At 57.0% G+C, this 17,946-nt stretch carries 10 protein-coding genes; 6 read left to right on the top strand and 4 right to left on the bottom strand.

Annotated features, from left to right (window positions below; all coding sequences use genetic code 11):
- Positions 1-54 precede the first annotated feature (54 nt).
- Positions 55-1,557, top strand: coding sequence for a hypothetical protein (locus WCA10_RS03950; protein ID WP_472821192.1), 1,503 nt, complete (start codon positions 55-57; stop codon positions 1,555-1,557).
- 48 nt (positions 1,558-1,605) lie between these two features.
- Here the strand turns inward: WCA10_RS03950 and WCA10_RS03945 are convergent, their stop codons facing one another.
- Positions 1,606-1,797 carry a hypothetical protein gene (locus WCA10_RS03945; RefSeq protein ID WP_472821191.1) on the bottom strand — a complete coding sequence of 64 codons (192 nt, stop codon included), beginning with the start codon at positions 1,795-1,797 and terminating at the stop codon, positions 1,606-1,608.
- Positions 1,798-2,124: 327 nt separating this feature from the next.
- Here WCA10_RS03945 and drmD point away from each other — a divergent pair, with 327 nt between their 5' ends.
- From drmD to drmC, 5 genes are read left to right on the top strand one after another with little or no spacing between them, the layout of a single operon-like run.
- Positions 2,125-5,379 (top strand): DISARM system SNF2-like helicase DrmD, encoded by a 3,255-nt coding sequence (gene drmD / locus WCA10_RS03940; protein ID WP_472821190.1) that lies wholly within the window; start codon positions 2,125-2,127, stop codon positions 5,377-5,379.
- A gap of 4 nt (positions 5,380-5,383) precedes the next feature.
- Positions 5,384-9,427 carry an Eco57I restriction-modification methylase domain-containing protein gene (locus WCA10_RS03935; RefSeq protein WP_472821189.1) on the top strand — a complete coding sequence of 1,348 codons (4,044 nt, stop codon included), beginning with the start codon at positions 5,384-5,386 and terminating at the stop codon, positions 9,425-9,427.
- Between the two features lie 3 nt (positions 9,428-9,430).
- Positions 9,431-12,820, top strand: a complete 3,390-nt coding sequence (gene drmA, locus WCA10_RS03930) for a DISARM system helicase DrmA (RefSeq protein WP_472821188.1) — start codon at positions 9,431-9,433, stop codon at positions 12,818-12,820.
- A complete protein-coding gene (drmB, locus tag WCA10_RS03925; RefSeq protein ID WP_472821187.1) occupies positions 12,817-14,673 on the top strand; it encodes a DrmB family protein in 1,857 nt (618 codons plus the stop codon). The genes drmA and drmB overlap by 4 nt, the downstream gene beginning before the upstream one ends.
- Complete coding sequence (drmC, locus tag WCA10_RS03920; protein WP_472821186.1) at positions 14,639-15,430, top strand: DISARM system phospholipase D-like protein DrmC; 792 nt, start codon at positions 14,639-14,641, stop codon at positions 15,428-15,430. The genes drmB and drmC overlap by 35 nt, the downstream gene beginning before the upstream one ends.
- Before the next feature lie 354 nt (positions 15,431-15,784).
- Here drmC and WCA10_RS03915 read toward each other — a convergent pair whose 3' ends face one another.
- The 3 genes from WCA10_RS03915 to WCA10_RS03905 are packed head-to-tail and all read right to left on the bottom strand — an operon-like array spanning position 15,785 to position 17,896.
- Positions 15,785-16,147: a hypothetical protein gene (locus tag WCA10_RS03915; RefSeq protein ID WP_472821185.1), complete on the bottom strand. Its 363-nt coding sequence runs from the start codon at positions 16,145-16,147 to the stop codon at positions 15,785-15,787.
- 15 nt (positions 16,148-16,162) lie between these two features.
- Positions 16,163-16,990 carry a hypothetical protein gene (locus tag WCA10_RS03910; protein WP_472821184.1) on the bottom strand — a complete coding sequence of 276 codons (828 nt, stop codon included), beginning with the start codon at positions 16,988-16,990 and terminating at the stop codon, positions 16,163-16,165.
- Positions 16,991-16,999: 9 nt separating this feature from the next.
- Positions 17,000-17,896 (bottom strand): FRG domain-containing protein, encoded by an 897-nt coding sequence (locus WCA10_RS03905; RefSeq protein ID WP_472821183.1) that lies wholly within the window; start codon positions 17,894-17,896, stop codon positions 17,000-17,002.
- Between the last annotated feature and the right edge of the window lie 50 nt (positions 17,897-17,946).

The raw sequence follows: 17,946 nt of genomic DNA, 5'->3' as shown, positions 1-17,946 counted from the left end.
ACCAACCTGATATCGCAGCAAACCTCGCTCGACAGCGCCAAGGCTGTCCCGGAGTTGAACAAGCACTTCGCGCTGTACCTGAAGCAGTATCCGCAGGTGCGACTCTCCTACGATGGGGACGCCGTAGACCCCTCCATCCTCGAAGACACAAGAACCACATATCCGCTGCCGGCCTTCACCGCCGAGGACGGCCGCAGCCACGAAGTGACCCTGACGATCATCGAATGGAATATCGATATTGAGCGCGGCCTGTATCTGTGCACTGAGGGCGGCTTCACGTTGCGTGAATTGCCGCCTGGGATCCATGCGCCAGGCTACCAGTTCACCGCCTACCTGCGTTCTAAGCTGCTGGAAGAAATGGAGGAGAACGGCACCATTGAATTGGAGGAGTTTACCGATCTGAGGAAGCTTCTAGATATCGCCAAGGAGCAGATGCGCCGCCATTTTCTCCAGCGAGATTCTGAGAAAGCATCCGGTGTCGTCGAGCAGTGGAAGCACGAGGACATCTACCCCTATGCCGGCGAGCCCAAAGACATCGTCGAGGAGACTGAGCGGCAGGTCTTTGACGTGGTAGCCGTCAACCTGGACGCTTATGTCGAGGACTTCAAGGAATCTAAGCCACACAGCAAAAAGCTCACCTTCACTCTCCTGCGCTATGCGCTGGAGAGCAATCCATCCTCGCTCAATTTCATCCTGGAGCAGGTCGTCGGGCTTCCCAAGGAGAAGCAGGACGAGTTCGCGGCGCTGTTGCAGAAGACATCGCTCATCGCCATGATTAATGCGTCCAAGATCGTGACCGATCGGCTCGACTTCCTCAAGGGCCTGGAATACCTGCTCTATGACCCGAAGTCGCGCGCCACTTTGAAGGAGCGTTCGCAGCTTCATAAGCTCATTTCCCGCAACACGTGGATATTCGGGGACGAGTTCTACCTCGTTAATAACGACGAATCTCTCACCAATGTGCTGCGAAAGCACATGCAGAATGTAGCCTTCGACGTTGATCTCGATACCCCGGTGCTGCGGGAAGACGGATCGACCGGCGTGGTTGACTTGGGACTCTCCAACATCCCGCCTGAGCCCGAGGGAGAGAAGGATGTCATCGTCTCCAAAATCCTCGAACGTCACCCTTCGGAGGGCAAGCATCATCTCGTCATCGAACTCAAGCGTCCGTCCCAGAGCATAACGAGCGAGGTAATCGGCCAGGTGCGCAGTTACGCTTTCGCCGTCGCAGCCGACGAGCGATTCCAAAACGTCCGGACGAACTGGACCTTCTGGGCGCTGTCGAACAAAATGAACGAACAGGCACAGCTCGAATCCCAAATGGAAAACCAGCCGCAGGGCGTGGTCTACCAGAGCAAGGCAGATGCCAGGCGCAACTACAACATGACGATATGGGCCAAGTCCTGGTCCGAGATTATCGAGGAATGCACTGCCCGGCTGAAATTCTTTCAGGACCGCCTGAATTACAACGCCAGCCAAAGCTCCGGTAGGAAGTATCTGCGCGAGACCTATCCGAAGTTCATTCCTCCGAAGCCTGAAGACGACAAGCCGCAATAGCGGTTCTCAAGTCTGTGCATTCGCGGCCGATAACGCACTGAGCCGAAGTCACCCTCTGCTCGATCCCTTTTCCCCATTGCACCACCAGTGGACAGCCTGGATGTTGTGGGGGTGATCGTCCCGCCACGCTCCTCCCATCCCTCGTGGGCTGATGTGGTCCGGTACGATGTCGCCGTAGTCGGTGAACCGTTCTTTGCAGAGGGCGCAGATGCCATTTTGCGCCACAATCTTTCTGTCCATCAGCTTCCGCATCTCAGCATTGGAACGGATCTCCCGATATCCGCGAGGGTGTTGGGGATCGTCAATGCGGCGGACTCCCAGTTGGCGCTGGCGCCTCTCTCTCGGGATTGCCTCCCTGCCGCAGCAGAATTGAGAGCGGTGAATTGGGCAAAGTTGGTTTCGACGGAGTCTCATGGTTCTCTCCAGGGTGGGCTTTGGGGATCAGGAGCGGGTGACTTCGACGCTTCGAGTGGGTCGGCGGATGACCGGAGATATAATTAGGAATCCTCGTGGCGAGAATAACTCCGAGCGGTACAGCCGCTTGCGACGCCAATTTGTGGCAAAGATATGGCTGCTCCAAGCGCGATTCCGCAAGCTGGCCAAATAGTCCGCGCCCGGCAGCGGCAATACCTGGTTGAACAGGTAACCGATCCAGTTGGCCCCGGCGACTCTACGCTGGTGCAGCTCAGTTGCGTGGACGACGACGCGCAAGGCCAGCCACTTTCCGTCCTTTGGCAACAAGAGATCGATGGGGAGGTGCTCTCGGCCGAGGCTTGGGACGCAATCGCTTCCCGTGGGTTTGATCCAGGCCAACAGTTCGCCGCATACTTGAACACGCTTCGCTGGAACTGTGTCACGTCCACTGATCCAAAGCTACTGCAATCGCCTTTTCGCGCAGGAATCCGACTCGACGCCTACCAGCTTGAACCGCTGCGCAAGGCGCTTCTGCTTCCGCGCGTGAACTTATTTATTGCAGACGATGTTGGGGTCGGTAAAACTATCGAGGCCGGACTCATCGCCAGGGAACTTCTTCTTCGGAAGAAGGTCCGCGACATCGTCGTTGCTTGTCCTCCCTCGATGCTGCTCCAGTGGCGTGAGGAACTGGAGAACCGATTTGGATTGCAGTTCGAAATCCTAGACAAGGACTATATCCAAAAGGTTCGACGGGACCGAGGTTTCGGCGTCAATCCCTGGACCACTCACTCACGATTCCTGATCTCCCATCGCCTGCTGATCGATGCAGCTTATTCCGGGCCGCTGGCCGATTGGCTCGGAACCTTTCGAGCGGGAAGTCTCCTCATTCTGGATGAGGCGCACCATGCGGCGCCGTCGAGCGGCCAACGTTACGCCATCGATTCTCAGATCACAAGAGCCGTTAGAGACTTGGCCCAACGGTTTGAGCACCGTTTATTCCTCTCGGCAACACCGCATAACGGCCATTCCAACAGCTTCTCGGCTCTGCTTGAAATCCTCGATCCGCAACGCTTTTGTCGTGGGGTAAAGGTCTCAAAGCGGATGCTCGATGACGTGATGGTACGCCGCCTGAAAGATGACCTCCGTGAGATCGTCGATGGATTCCCGAAGCGAGAGGTCGTACAGGAAAACATCGCCAATTTGCCGGCAGACGCTCCCGAATTGCGACTTATCGCGCTCCTAGATCAATACCGGCAGAAGCGCGAGGCGCGGCTCAGCACGGAGACTCGCAGAATTCAAACCGCATCGGGACTGCTCCTCTCTGGACTGCAACAACGGCTCTTCTCTTCGATTGAAGCGTTCAGCCGAACGCTACGCGTCCACAGGAAAACTGTTCTGAAACAGTGGGAGTCAACTCAGTCTGCAGCGAAAGCGCCACACGCGACTTCCACCGCCAAGCTCAGCTTCCGAGTGCAAAGTGTCGGTCCCGACGATGAACGGGCGTTGTTTTCGGAACAGGAGCTAACCGTCGAAGAAGAGGCGGAAATCGCCGCGGTTTCCGAGGCGACCATGGGTCAGTTCAACGCTGGTCCTGCGCAGACGTTGTTCGCCCAGGAACAGGAACTACTCGCGCAAATGACGGAACTCGCCGAGTCCAGCCGCGCGCTGCCTGATGCGAGAATGCGTAAGCTCATTGCGTGGATCAAAGAAAACATGTGCTCGGAACTGGGCAATTCCAATGCAAAGTGGAACGACCTCCGAGTAATCATTTTCACTGAGTGGGATGACACCAAGCGGTATCTTCACCAGCAACTTAGCGCCGCGATCGCCGGCTCCGACCGCGGCGACGAGCGAATCGCAATCTTCCATGGTCCTACGCCGCCTGCAGAGCGCGACGAAATTAAAGCCGCCTTCAACGCCCCACCTTCGAAACACCCGGTCCGAATACTCATCGCCACCGATGCGGCCCGAGAGGGCCTGAATCTACAAGCGCACTGCTGGAACATGTTCCACTTCGACGTTCCATGGAATCCCAGCCGCATGGAGCAGCGGAATGGTCGTATCGATCGTAAGCTGCAACCAAACCCGGTCGTCTACTGTCGCTACTTCTTCTACACACAAAGGCCTGAGGACAAGGTTCTTGCAGCATTGGTTCGAAAAACGAAGACCATCCGGGAAGAGTTGGGCAGCCTCTCGCAGGTGATCGACAGCAAGCTCGACCTGCTCATGAAGTACGGTATCCGCCGACGCGATATTGATGCTCTCACCAGCGAGATTGAGTCCACCGACATGGACCAAGAATCGCGAGCGGCAGTAGAGGAGGAGCTTGAGGCGTCAAGAAAACGTAAAACGGAGCTTCTGGAACAGATTGAGAATCTGAGCACAATTCTCGAAGACTCGCAGGAAGCGATTGCGTTCTCGAAAGATCATTTCCGATCCGCCATCTCCTGCGCGCTCCAGATTCTCGGTGCGGAGCCTCTAAAGCCTGGGCGGGACGGCTCAAATCGGCAGGAATGCGTTTTTCCAGTCATGGACCAACGCGAAGGTGCCGACCCGACATGGGCGGAAACGATGGACAGCTTGCGCACGCCGCGCAAACGCGACCAGAAGTTCTGGGAATGGCGACGCACATCTCCGATTCGCCCCGTTGTCTTCGAGGACCCCGGAGTAGTTACAGATGAGGTTGTCCAACTTCACCTGGAGCAGCGTGTCGTCCAACGGCTGCTTTCCAGATTCACCGCGCAGGGTTTCGTTCACCATGATCTTTCTCGTGCTTGTCTCGCGCATACTGCCGACGCGGTTCCCCGCGTGTTACTCATTGGCCGGCTCTCGCTCTACGGCCCCGGCGCCGCCCGTTTGCACGAAGAGTTAGTCCCGGTTACCGCGCGTTGGACAGATCCCGCAATCCGCAAAGGCGGGCTGACTCCTTATAGCCGTGAAGCCGAAACCAAAACGATGAATCTGCTTGACGCCGCTCTGCTCGAAAAGCACGAGCGCGGGGTTTCTGAAGTGGTGCGTCACCAACTGCTCACCTCGGCGCCGACGGACGTTCGAGAATTGCTGCCCCATCTTGAAAAACGCGCTGCAGAGTACGCGGCTGACGCCGCATTGAAGCTTCAGAAACGCGCAGACGCCGAATCGAAGGCCATGCGAGAAATCCTCGAACTCCAGCAAAAGCACATTGTGGGTACGATTGACCGCCATGATCGCTCACCGCAGTTGACTCTGGCGTTCCCTGACGACGAGAAGCGCCAACTGGAGTCGAATCGTCGGTATTGGAACCAGCGGCTGGTTTCAATCGGGAACGAATTAACCAGCGAGCCAGAACGAATTCGCGGGCTTTACGAAGTCCGCGCCACCAGAGTTGAACCGGTCGGCCTTGTGTATCTGTGGCCGGCGTCGAGATAGGGCCATGGCGAAGGACCCCGCGATACTCGCGCACCAGGAGTGGTTGGGCTACGTTCAGCCAGTTGGCCTCGTCGTGTCCATCCCTGCAATGCTCGACGCGAATCTCCGGGTGAATCAAAACTCTGCCCCGGACCACCGGCGCTTTCTTGAAGCAATGCCTTCTTCCGCAGAGGGTGATCCGAGTCCTGAAATCGACGATTTCTCGCGCTTCGCCCAGGATGTGCTGGGTTGGTCGCCAAGCGATCTCTGTGGAACCCCAGGTTCCGATCCTGTCCCGGCGTCATTCGAAGTCGCCCTCCCCGAGTACAACGAGACGCTAGTGCCCACTTACGCACTGCGCGATTTCGATCCTGACAATGACAATCCCGGCTGGATTCTTCTCGTCAAAGTTCTCTCGAAAGGCAAGCGGTTTGACGATCCTGAAGATGTCGATGCGCGGCACTGGCAGGCGAGCCCGCAGGCCAAGTTCGAACGCCTGCTTCGGCAAACGCGAGTCCCCATCGGTTTGCTCGTCAACGGTCAGGAAATCCGGCTCGTCTACGCTCCAGAAAAGGAACTGAGCGGATACGCGACTTTCAAGCTATCCGAAATGCTCAGCGTCGCAGGTCGGCCCATCTTCGCGGCCTTCCACATGCTGCTGAATTCGGAGCGGCTATACAGTGTCGCCAAGAAAGAGCGCCTGCCCGCGATTCTCGAAAACAGCCGCAAGTACCAGAACGTCGTCTCTACGCAGCTTGCTAACCAGGTCCTCGAAGCGCTCTATGAGTTGCTGCGCGGGTTTCAGGCTGCCGACGATCAGGCCCACGGCTTGATTTTGCGCGATGTGCTCGCCGCCGATCGCGACCGCGTATACCGGGGATTGCTCACCACGCTTCTGCGAATGGTCTTCATTCTCTATGCCGAAGACCGCGGGCTGCTTTCATCCGACGAGGTTTTCACGAAGTATTACTCAATCACCGGCCTCTATGAGCGGCTCAGGATCGACGATGGCCGCTACCCCGACACCATGGATCAGCGATTTGGCGCGTGGGCGCAATTGCTCACATTGTTCCGTTTGATCTACCGCGGCGGCAGCCACGGCAGCCTGCGAATCCCGGCGCGCGAGGGTTATCTTTTCGATCCAGATCGCTATCTGTTTCTTGAAGGTCGCAGCGCACCCAAGGATCCCGTCAGCATTCCGCGCGTGCCGGATGGCGTCCTTTTCCGGGTGCTTTCAAAACTCATGCTGCTCGATGGTGAACGCATCAGCTACCGGACGCTTGCCGTCGAGCAAATTGGCAGCGTTTACGAGGCCATCATGGGCTTCGAGCTTCATGTCGCCTCCGGCCCTTCGATCGCTATCAAGCCGGTCAAGCGGCACGGCGCGCCTACCACGATCAATCTGGAAGAGCTTCTTCGCGCGGCACCAGACAAGCGTGGCAAGTGGTTTACTGACCAGACCGACCAGAAGGTGACTGGTCAGGCCGCAGAGGCGCTGAAATCCGCGGCGGACATCAATGGGTTAATGACGGCCCTCGATCGGAAGATTGCTTCGGCGGTCACACCGGGGATTGTCGCCAAGGGCGCGATGATCTTCCAGCCGTCGGATGAGCGGCGGCGATCCGGTTCTCACTACACGCCCAGTTCGCTCACCGGGCCCATTGTGCGGGCGGCGCTTGAGCCTGTGCTGAAGCAGCTTGGGGGCAATCCGACGCCCGAGCAGATTCTGGCGCTCAAGGTCTGTGACCCGGCTATGGGCTCGGGAGCTTTCCTCGTGGAGGCCTGCCGGCAACTGGGCGATGCTCTATCGCGGGCCTGGCACGCGCACAACCAGGCGCCGATCCTGCCGCCAGATGAGGACGAAAGCCTCCATGCCCAGCGGCAGATTGCGCAGCGCTGTCTGTATGGAGTGGACAAGAACCCCATGGCAGCAGACCTGGCGAAGCTGTCGCTGTGGCTGGCCACCCTTGCCAAGGAACATCCGTTTACGTTTCTCGACCACGCGCTGCGCTCGGGTGATTCGCTCGTGGGGCTCTCGCGCAAGCAGATCACCGCGTTCCACTGGGATAAGACTGACGCTCAGCAAAGCTTTCTGGAGGACACGGTACGCGCGCGTCTCCGGAGGATCGGCGAATACCGCCAGCGGATTCTGGATGCGCGAGACCTGATTCCATATGCGCAACTGGAGCAGCATTTGGAGGCCGTGGATGAGGACCTCGGCTGGTTGCGGCGCATTGGTGACACAATTATCGCGGCGTTCTTTTCGACCGAAAAGCCGAAGGCGCGCGAGGCGGCACGGCAGGGCTTGCGCGAACTGACGGAAAAGACCGTTCGCAGCGTGATTGACCTTGAGAGCAACTCCAAAATCGAGGAGGCGGTTCGGAAGCTGTACGCGGGGGCCAAAGGGATTCGGCCGTTTCATTGGGAGCTGGAATTTCCGGAAGTGTTTCGGCTCAATGAGAGCGGAGAGCCGCAGGGTGGATTCGATGTCATGATTGGAAACCCACCATTCGCCGGAAGGGACACTCTTTCGATGGGGTCACCCACTGGATACATCGATTGGCTCAAGACGGTTCATGAGGAGTCGCACGGCAATGCTGATCTTGTAGCGCACTTCTTTCGGCGGAGCTTTAATCTGCTGCGGAAGGACGGTTGCTTCGGCCTGATTGCAACAAACACGATCGGCCAGGGAGATACTCGCTCGACTGGTTTGCGTTGGATCTGCAGGCATGGCGGGACAGTCTATAGATCTTTGAACAGACTTAGGTGGCCAGGAGAAGCAGCAGTTGTCGTGAGTGTGGTTCACATCGCGCGAGGCTTCTTACGTGGGCCATTTAGTCTCAATGGGCGACCAGTGGATAGAATCACAGCCTACCTTTTCCATGCTGGTGGCAACGATGATCCGGCGCAGCTTAGGCAGAATGCGGGCAAGAGCTTCCAAGGTTGCGTTGTAGTTGGAATGGGTTTCACCTTTGACGACACTGATTCCCAAGTAATTGCTTCGTCGACCGATGAAATGCGAAGGTTGATACGCGCAGATGGTCGCAATCAAGCAGTCATATTCCCCTACATTGGTGGTGAAGAGTTTAACGCAAGCCCCGCACAAGCGTTCTACCGATACATAATCAACTTCGGGCAACGATCAGAGGAGGAATGTAGGAGGAGCTGGCCCGATCTGATGAAAATCGTTGAGGAGAGGGTCCTTCCGGAGCGGAAAGCCTCTTATGATCAATCCCCAAGCAAGGATAAGCTCAAACGGCTTGAACAATGGTGGCAGTTTTCTCGAGTTGCAAAGGACCTCTACGAGGCTATTGACGGGTCGCACCAAGTGCTCGCGCTATCCCGGGTGGGTCAACAAGCAGCATTCGCATTTCTCCCAACGAACTATGTTTTCGCAGACTCAACGGTCATCTTCGCTTTCTCAACCCTGGGTGCATTCTGTTCTTTGCAGTCGCGATCGCATGAGACGTGGGCGCGCTTTTTCTCTTCTTCAATGAAGGACGACTTACGCTACACGCCATCCGACTGCTTCGAAACCTTCCCCTTCCCCGTGGGCTACGAATCGAATGAAGCGCTGGAACAAACCGGCAAGGCATACTACGATTTCCGCGCCGATCTGATGGTTCGCAACGACGAGGGCCTGACCAAGACCTACAACCGCTTTCACGATCCAAACGAGGATTCGCCCGACATCGTCCGCCTGCGCGAGTTGCACGCCGCCATGGACCGCGCGGTTCTGGATGCATACCGCTGGCAGGATATTCAACCCGTCTGCGACTTCATCCCTGAGTTCGACGACGAAGAGGATGAGGACGACAACGGCCGGCCGAAGAAGAAAAAGTACCGCTTCAAGTGGCCGGAGGCGATCCACGACGAGGTCCTTGCCCGCCTACTCGAACTGAACCGCCAACGCGCCGAAGAAGAGCGGCGCGAAGCAGAGTTACAGCTGTTGTCGTGGGAAGATGGCACGGCAGCTAAGCCAAAGCACGCGCGCGGCAAGAACGGCGCCAAGAGCGGTACGATTGCAGAGAAACCTACATTGTTTAACGCCGAAGAGCAGGAAGTGTAGCCCATGCCGGACGAAATGAAGCCGATTGCTGTGCGCGAAAAGTTGGTGGAGGCGCTTCAAATCGATCTGGTTGGCCCAGGGCGAGGCCTCGGCGATCCGAAAGAAGTGCTGCTCCAGGCACCCTCGCGCTGGTATCTGACCGGATTTCTGGTTCCGCTGGGCGCCAAACCCGAGCAGCGCAAGGACGAGACTGCCGAAGACGAATTAGACGAAGCGGGCGAAACGGGGGAAGTTGACGAGAACGTTCCGGTGGAGAAAGCTGCGGCACGGCCCCGCTTCTTTCCGTCTTCCATCGGCGCCAGCGTGATCGTTCCCTCCGATGCCGTCGACGTGAAGGTTCGTGTTCGCTGGGGAGATTATCGCCGCCGCACCGAATCGCTCGAGGAGTGGGAACGCACCGAGCGGGAAGAAACAGTCTCCATCGCTCTCGCCCATGCAAATGGGATAGCGAAAGAGAAACCAGTCCCGAACAGCGACGGATTGGCGATTGCATATCTCTCCCGTTCGGTGGGGCTGCTGGCCGCTGAAGCCGAGTTTCCCGCGGACGCACGCATCCTTTCTATCTTTGTGGTGAACCGCCGCGCCGAGATGCCCGACGACCGACGGGATGAGGCGTTCGTGTTCCAGGTTCAGTTGGAACTTGAAAGCGAAGCAGAGTTCCTTCGGCGGCCGAATCTTCGTGGGATGGCGAGCGACGATTGGGACGAGTCGGTTGTGGATTTGCAGTATCGCGACGTGGGTGAGTTTGCCGTTGGCCATAACGTGGCAACTGAAGCAATTCAAGAGGACGGGGTCTGCTGCAAAGTTGTCCGAACCCGCTGGATACCGATGGCCGAGGTCGAAAAGGTCGATCCCGCCGAGATTCCCGGTGTCGAGTGGAGTATGGATGGCCTTGCAGATCTTCAGGACGGACCCGACGCGAAAGCCAAGCTGGGACCGCTGGTCGAACAGTATCGCGATTGGATTAAGAAGCAGGCGAAGGAGATCCCTGCAACACCGGCGAAGAGAGCCGCCACAGGCAAAGAACTGATAGTGCGCGCGAACGTCGCCGCCGATCGTATTGAGGCAGGGATTGATCTGCTCGCCATCCCAGAGTGTCTGGAAGCCTTCCGCATTGCCAACAAATGCATGGCCGAAGCGGCTCGCCGCCGCCTGGGCGTGATGTTGGATAAACCAGTCAACGAAGTAAATCCGAAGTGGCGCCCGTTCCAATTGGCTTTTGTGCTGATGAACCTGAAAGCCATTGCGGACCCCGGCAGCGATGACCGAAATGTTGTCGATCTTTTGTTCTTTCCAACAGGCGGCGGCAAGACAGAAGCCTACCTTGGTCTCGCCGCATTTACGCTTGTCCTCCGGCGGTTGCGAAACCCAGGTATTGGATCAGCCGGCTTGAGTGTTCTGATGCGTTACACCCTGAGACTGCTTACCTTCGAGCAACTCAGCCGTGCCGCAACACTGATTTGCGCCCTTGAGCTGGAACGCCAGGACAATGTGGAGAAGCTTGGCGAATGGCCGTTCGAAATCGGGCTTTGGGTTGGGCGCGCAGCAACACCGAACCGGATGGGGAAACGAGGCGACAATGATTCGAACTCTGCTCGCAGTCGCACCCTCCGCTACTTGGACGACGATAGCCGACCCTCGCCAATTCCACTTGAAGAATGCCCGTGGTGTGGCAAGAAATTCAGTAAGAACTCATTCCAGCTAAAGCCGAACAGCGACCATCCCACGGACCTCCGCGTTTCCTGCGTGAACCGAGAGTGCAAGTTCGGCAGAGGCATTCCACTACCAATCGTTACGGTCGACGAGCCAATCTACCGCCGCCTGCCGTGCTTCATGATCGCCACGGTAGACAAGTTTGCGGCCCTGCCTTGGACTGGGAATGTGGGGGCGTTCTTCGGTCGCGTTGAACGGTACGACAAGCAGGGATTCTATGGCCCATGCGATCCGATGCTCGGCAATAAGATGCCCGTTGAGCGTCTGCAGCCACCCGATTTGATCATTCAGGATGAGCTTCACCTTATATCTGGTCCACTCGGAACCATGGTCGGGCTTTACGAGTCGGCGATAGATGAGCTTTGCGCGATACAGAAAGACGGGAAAACGATTCGACCGAAGATCGTGGCCTCGACAGCGACGGTGCGTCAAGCAGAGACCCAGATCAGGGCGCTATTCAATCGCGGGGTGGTAGACATCTTCCCCCCACCTGGCCCAGATCGCCGTAATTCTTTCTTTGCGGAAACGAAACCATCCAGTGAACGCAATGCGCGGCTCTACGTGGGAATCGCTGCGCAGGGGCGAAGCCCCAAGGTCGCCATGTTGCGTGTATACCTGGCGCTGCTCGGAGTTGCTGAGAAATACCGAACGAAGAGAAAGTCGCCCGGTCTCGAAGACCCAGCTGATCCTTATCTGACACTGGTTGGGTATTTCAATAGTCTTCGCGAATTAGGCGGCGCACGCCGGCTCATTGAGGATGAAGTGCGCAACCGGCTGGAAGGGTACGCGGACCGAAAGCGTATCGGAGAGACGTCGGGATTGTTCGATCGGCGCCGGATTGACTACGAGCCTGTCGAGTTGACGAGCCGGATCGATACCGCTCGAGTTTCAGAGGCCAAACGCCGATTGGCCCTTCCCTTCAAAGATGAAAAGCATGTGGACGTGGCGATCGCCACCAACATGATCTCCGTGGGACTGGACATAACCCGGCTCGGATTGATGGTGGCTTTCGGTCAGCCAAAGTCGAGTGCCGAATACATCCAGGCTACCAGCCGCGTGGGCCGCGATGCGGACCGGCCCGGACTTGTGGTTACGATTCTCAACGTGCATAAGCCAAGAGACCGTTCACACTACGAGCGATTCACCGCGTATCACCAGAGCTTCTATCGCAGCGTGGAGGCGACCAGCGTTACGCCTTTCTCGCCGCGATCTCTCGACAAAGGTCTAGCTGCGACTTTAGTGGGTCTGGTCCGACAGGGATACCGCTCGATGACTCCGCCTCTTGGAGCCAAGGCGATTCTTAAAGAGCGCAACCAACTCGATGCGGCCGTGGAGTCGCTCGCGAACAGAGCGCGAGAACATTCAAAGAATTTGCCTCCGGACGAACTCGAACGGCTGCGGCAACGAGTGCGGGATCGCGGAGCCGATCTGCTGGATTCATGGGCGAAGCAAGCACAGGATCTTGCGATGTCTGGCGTTGGCCTGCAATACAACCAAAACGAGGCGGGCGGTGCGAAACAGCTTCTCTACGATTTTCTCGACCCTGACCTCAAGAATCTTCAACCTACACACGTCAATATGAAGTTTCGAGCGAATCGCTCGTTGCGAGATGTTGAGGAGAGCGTGAACATCTGGGTGAAGACACTGGACAACATCGACGTGGAGGATGAAGCGTCATGAAGGGCACAGCGAAACCACAAGGCGAAATTCGGCTGAGCCAGTTGGTCACGACGTTTGGTCCTGGCTCCATGATGGATCTGCCGAATCATTCTGTGCTCATCGCCGGGCTAGACTATTGGACGGCAGGCGGCGAAGCAATCTCGGAACCGCGCCTGAGTCGGAAGTTGGCGACGATCCTCAATGTGCCTTCAATCGATCTCCGCACACCACCGCCGGCCAGCAATGATCCGACAACACCGCAACGTGGGATTGCCGGGTTTCAGTTTCCCGAATGGTTCATAGTGCAAGGATCCGAAGCCAGCGACGGCGAGAAGCATCGGAGCCGACTCTTGGTACACAGGAAGGCCCTGACCAAAGGAAAGTACATCGACCGTGACAAGAAGCGAAAAGCCGTTGTTCCGGTGCGCTTCGTTCGCGCTTGCAGGGCGGGCCACATCGCCGATATCGACTGGTATGAGTTTGTTCACAACGGACCTTCCGAATGTCGCCTGCAGGGCCGCCAGCTCTTCATAGACGAACGAGGAACAACAGGCGACCTGCAAGAAATCTATATTCGCTGCGACTGCGGGAAGGCTGAACGCAGTCTGGCGCAAGCTGCGGTCCTGTCGAACAAAGCTCTTGGCGCGTGCGATGGACCAAGACCGTGGCTCGGAGCTTTCCACACAAAAGAATCTTGTGGTGAGCCGAATCGTCTGTTAATCCGTTCGGCTTCCAATGCCTATTTTCCTCAAATCATGAGTGTGATCTCTCTGCCTGACCGCGATCAAGCGATCCGTCGAGCAGTCGATAAGATGTGGGATCACTTGGAGCTTGTGCAGAATCTCGACGATCTCAAGCACGAAAGACGTAAATCGGCAGTAAGGGATGGACTGGAGGGGCTCACTGACGAGGAGGTTTTGGCTGAGGTCTATTCGAGGCACCTAGGCGCCGCAAAAACCGAAAAGTCTGTCAAAGTAGCGGAACTTGAAACGCTGATATCGGCAAAGGATGAAATCGGCGAAGACAGACCTGATGGCGTCTTCTTCGCCCGCAATCTTCCCCGGCACTTCTGGGACGTACCCTGGATGAGGCCGATTCAGCGCGTTGTTCTGGTACATCGATTGCGAGAGGTCGTGGCGCAAGTGGGCTTCACCCGTTTTGAGTCCGCTGCGCCTGACCTGGAAGGGGAACTCGATATCGGGGTGAAACGTGCAGCGCTTGCCCGTGAGGTCAGTTGGTTACCAGCCTTCGAGAACCGCGGGGAAGGAATCTTCCTCCAATTCGACAGGGATTATTTGAAGAATTGGATGAATCAGGATGCCGTAAGCAAACGTGCTGAGGAACTGCAAAGAGGGTTTGGAGAATGGCGCAAGGAGCATTCATCCAGTGCGCGCGTAGCAATTAGTCTTGCCTATTACATGATGCATTCGTTCTCGCATCTTCTGCTTACCGCAGTCGCATTAAAGTGCGGATACCCTGCCAGCTCGATTCGCGAGAGAATCTACGCAATCCCGGAAATAGGTTTTGGCGTGCTGCTGTACACCGGCTCATCCGATGCTGAGGGAACGCTGGGTGGACTGGTCCAACTCGGCAGGCAAATCCACGAAGTCGTGAGGAGCGCACTAGAACTGGGAATCCTGTGTTCGAATGACCCTGTCTGTGCGCAGCACGAGCCAGCAAGTCCACATGAACACAGGTTCCTACACGGTTCCGCCTGCCATGGTTGCCTCCTAATCTCCGAGACGAGTTGCGAGCAACAGAATGACTTTCTCGACCGCTCGCTGGTGGTCCGGACCGTCCAGGGAAATGGCGCAGAGTTGTTTTCGGAGGCACTGACGAATGAGGGAATCCCTGTTCCAACTTTCGCCAAATGAACTGAGAGCGCTGGCGAGTGCGTTCCGAACAGGAAGGATCAGTTCCCCCTGCAGCGCGCCCGCCCTCTCCCGCTATGTATCAGAACCGATTGTCGATCAGGTCGCAGCTGCAATCGAAGAAATGACTAAGATCGGGTATTCGTCTGCCGGGATATCTTATGCGCTGGATCTCGTTGCGGATTGCCAGGTCAATACTTCGAAGCTAGACGACGCAGTACAGCTGGTGATGAGTGGACCGCAATTAGCCGGATCCGAACGCCGTGACACCGGCGTCGTCGTTAGTGATCTTTTTCGCAATGCTCAGGAGAACGTGCTGATCGCTGGATATGCGATTTACCAAGGTAGGCGTTTGTTTAGTGAACTGGCAAACCGAATGGATGAACTTCCAAAGCTTGATGTTCGGATGTTTCTGGACATATCTCGAAAGCCTGGCGACACTTCAACGTCGGACGAGATTGTCCGGCGGTTCGCTGACCGCTTCCGAAGCGAAGAATGGCCGCAAAGCTCGCGGGTACCTAAAGTCTTTTACGACTCAAGAGGTTTGGAACTGGATTGGACAGAACGTGCATCTATGCACGCGAAGTGCGTAGTAGTGGACGGCCACCGCGTATTCGTCTCATCCGCGAATTTCACGGAAGCGGCTCAGGAGCGAAATGTGGAGATCGGAGTGTTATTCGAATCCATTGCTGCTGCAGCGCGCATTAACCGCTTTTTCGCCGCACTCGCAGATTCTGGACAATTCCGACGGGTATTGTAATATCGCACAACGCAATGGAGTTGAGAATCGGGCCGCCGCTGCCTCTCTACCTCACCTTCTCCGGTGCAGAGGCGATTGAGCACCACCCCTCAGCCCGACGCTGCGTCGTATCCCGCACCGACTAGAATTCAGTCATGAACCAAAGGACCAAGGATCTGTGGGTGGGCAAAGCTGGTTGTGGGACACAGAGCGAGCAGTGCTAGAGAGAGCGTGAGTATCCTCGGCACACAACCCCCCCCCTGGATGCAAGCTTCGTCATGTGTTGGTGCTCCTTGTAGCTCATCGTGTTCCTCCGTTCTTCAGCGCTGTCAGCTTATCGCCAGCACTTCACGATCTCTGTGAAGCCGCGGCGCTTTACGCCTTGACGAGGTCCATCATCTTCCGCGCCACGAAGTCGCCCAGGACCACACCAGTCCTGCCCATGCCGTACGTCACATGCTTGCCGGCCGTGCCCAGGTCGAGGTAGCCCTCCCGGTCTACGTTCCGTCTCAGGTGGTTCGTCCAGTAGATGCGCGTAGGCATTTGCTGAAACTGGAATGACAAGGCAGCCGTTCGCAATCCGCCCATGAGTCGGTTCACCTCGAAGTGGAACTCATCAGGTTCAACGCACTCAAGGTCGTAGCGGTGCGGACGCACGTCGATGCTTTCGCATGCTTCGTTGAAAGCGTCCTTCAGCTTGCCCCATCCGTCGGCGGCCAATGCGATTGTCTCTTCCATCTCTACCTCCGGCTACTACACAATGATCTTCGTGAACGGTTGTCTCTCTGCAGGATCGCAAAGGAACGTCTGCCACATCCGCGGACGACCAGGCACTAGCCGTTGTTCAGCCCGGGCAATCGAGACATTAGGCATGAATCGTGATTCGAGGAACGTCGAGAGCAGTTCAGCAATGGTTCTCCACACCGCAATGAACACCGCGTCGGCCCACTTTGGATCGTAGAACCTGTCCACCGTCGCCGCCACCTCTGCGTTCCGATGTTCCAGGAAGTCATTGCGGAACGTCGCTAGGTGCTGTTGCCAGTTGGTTCGCTGTCGGGTTAGGAACTCACGGACATCGAGTAGAAGCTGGCTTTGATTCTGCGCAACGAACGCCTCCAGACCCTGATTGAAGTTCGCTTCCCGCTGAAACACGAAGCCGATGTTATAACCGAGAAGGCCAGCAACTTTCGGCCAGAGGTCCTTGTACCCGTGCCACAGCACTCTGGCGAGGTTTTCGTAGTGCTTCTTGCGGTTCAGGACAGGGAGCAGCTTGTCTTTGTACAGGCGAATCGACCGCAGTTCGTCGAACGCAGGTAACAGTCCCTCTAGGACCATGACCATGATGGCATCCGTCAGATCCTGCCTGTCCTGACCATGGATGTTGGTGATGTTAACCATCTCGTGGACCTCGTCGAAGTAGAACGCCTGGAACGCCTCAAGGCCCTCATTCGCACCGGAGAATTGCTCCGATGTCCAGTCCCTGGGTTCTTTCCCGTTATCCTGCACCGTGTAGAGGCCCGACTCGCTGCGCAGGAACAGCTTTCCGTCGTGTGCAAACGCCCCTTTGATCGCACCGCTCATCTCACACCTCTAGGCGTTCTCTTCAGGCGCTACCCGGCGGTCTTCCCACAACTGCTTCATCTCGCGTCCTAGGCCGTCGAGGTCTGGGTAGATTACCGACTCGGTAATCCCGCAGTCTCTGAGGTCTTGGCGAAGCTGGGCACGCGCGTCAGCGGCAATGGTGATGAGTTTGATGGTTGAGTCCGTCTTCCTGAACTCATCCTGCATCCAGTTCGGCTCCGTGCCCAACACGATAAACCGGCTACGCTGTGCTGCGATGCGGCGCGTGATGTGCGGGAACTCCAGCACCATTGGCGGACGCGGAACGGGAACCTCGGCAAAGTCTTCTTCCGACACCGGCAGGTAGGAGTCTTCCCACGCGCTAGGATCATAGCCTTCGTTGGGACGCTTTTGGGCATAGGCCTCCCATGCGTCTTCGGCCAGCTTCATATCCGGCAGGGCTTTGAGTTGTTCGTTCAGGCGGTACGGTTCGAGCACGTATACGCGCGCATCATGCTTGTCGTTGCTCTTGTTGCGGAGCGCGAAGTGAAGAGCGATCAACGCTCCATCCGACCAGTCGAGCAGGCGCGTGGGACCTTCGTGATGCTGCATCAGGAAATAGGAATCCCAGTCCCAGTCCTCGCTGGACTCCTTCTCATGCTCAACAGCGTTGCGCATGAACTCATCGTGCAGGTCATCTTCGATCGCCAGGAGCTTGCTGATCGGCTTCAACGGGAGCGGCTTTCCGTTATCGACTTTTGCGGGACGGTACAACTCCGGACGCAGGATCGTGTCCTCGAAGTCCTTGCTCTCGCCGCGAAACCAGAGTTCTTTGTGCTTCGGCAGTCCCCATGCTTTGCGCATCTCGCTTACGCAATGGATGAAGTCTCCGAGTGTCGTTACAGGGCTCGTGCAGTCGGTCGCCATCACATATCTCCTTACGAATGTGGCCTGCTGATAGGTCGCGTACAGGATTA

The organism is Occallatibacter sp., assembly GCF_049582745.1.
Taxonomy (GTDB): Bacteria; Acidobacteriota; Terriglobia; order Terriglobales; family Acidobacteriaceae; genus Telmatobacter.
The sequence above is the reverse complement of the archived record's forward strand: the minus strand, read 5'-3'. Positions and strand labels throughout refer to the sequence as shown.

Coding starts and splice junctions, on each gene's coding strand:
- WCA10_RS03945 (WP_472821191.1), bottom strand. CDS start 1,797: ATGGACAGAAAGATTGTGGCGCAAAATGGCATCTGCGCCCTCTGCAAA.
- drmD (WP_472821190.1), top strand. CDS start 2,125: ATGGCTGCTCCAAGCGCGATTCCGCAAGCTGGCCAAATAGTCCGCGCC.
- WCA10_RS03935 (WP_472821189.1), top strand. CDS start 5,384: ATGGCGAAGGACCCCGCGATACTCGCGCACCAGGAGTGGTTGGGCTAC.
- drmA (WP_472821188.1), top strand. CDS start 9,431: ATGCCGGACGAAATGAAGCCGATTGCTGTGCGCGAAAAGTTGGTGGAG.
- drmB (WP_472821187.1), top strand. CDS start 12,817: ATGAAGGGCACAGCGAAACCACAAGGCGAAATTCGGCTGAGCCAGTTG.
- drmC (WP_472821186.1), top strand. CDS start 14,639: ATGAGGGAATCCCTGTTCCAACTTTCGCCAAATGAACTGAGAGCGCTG.
- WCA10_RS03915 (WP_472821185.1), bottom strand. CDS start 16,147: ATGGAAGAGACAATCGCATTGGCCGCCGACGGATGGGGCAAGCTGAAG.
- WCA10_RS03910 (WP_472821184.1), bottom strand. CDS start 16,990: ATGAGCGGTGCGATCAAAGGGGCGTTTGCACACGACGGAAAGCTGTTC.
- WCA10_RS03905 (WP_472821183.1), bottom strand. CDS start 17,896: ATGGCGACCGACTGCACGAGCCCTGTAACGACACTCGGAGACTTCATC.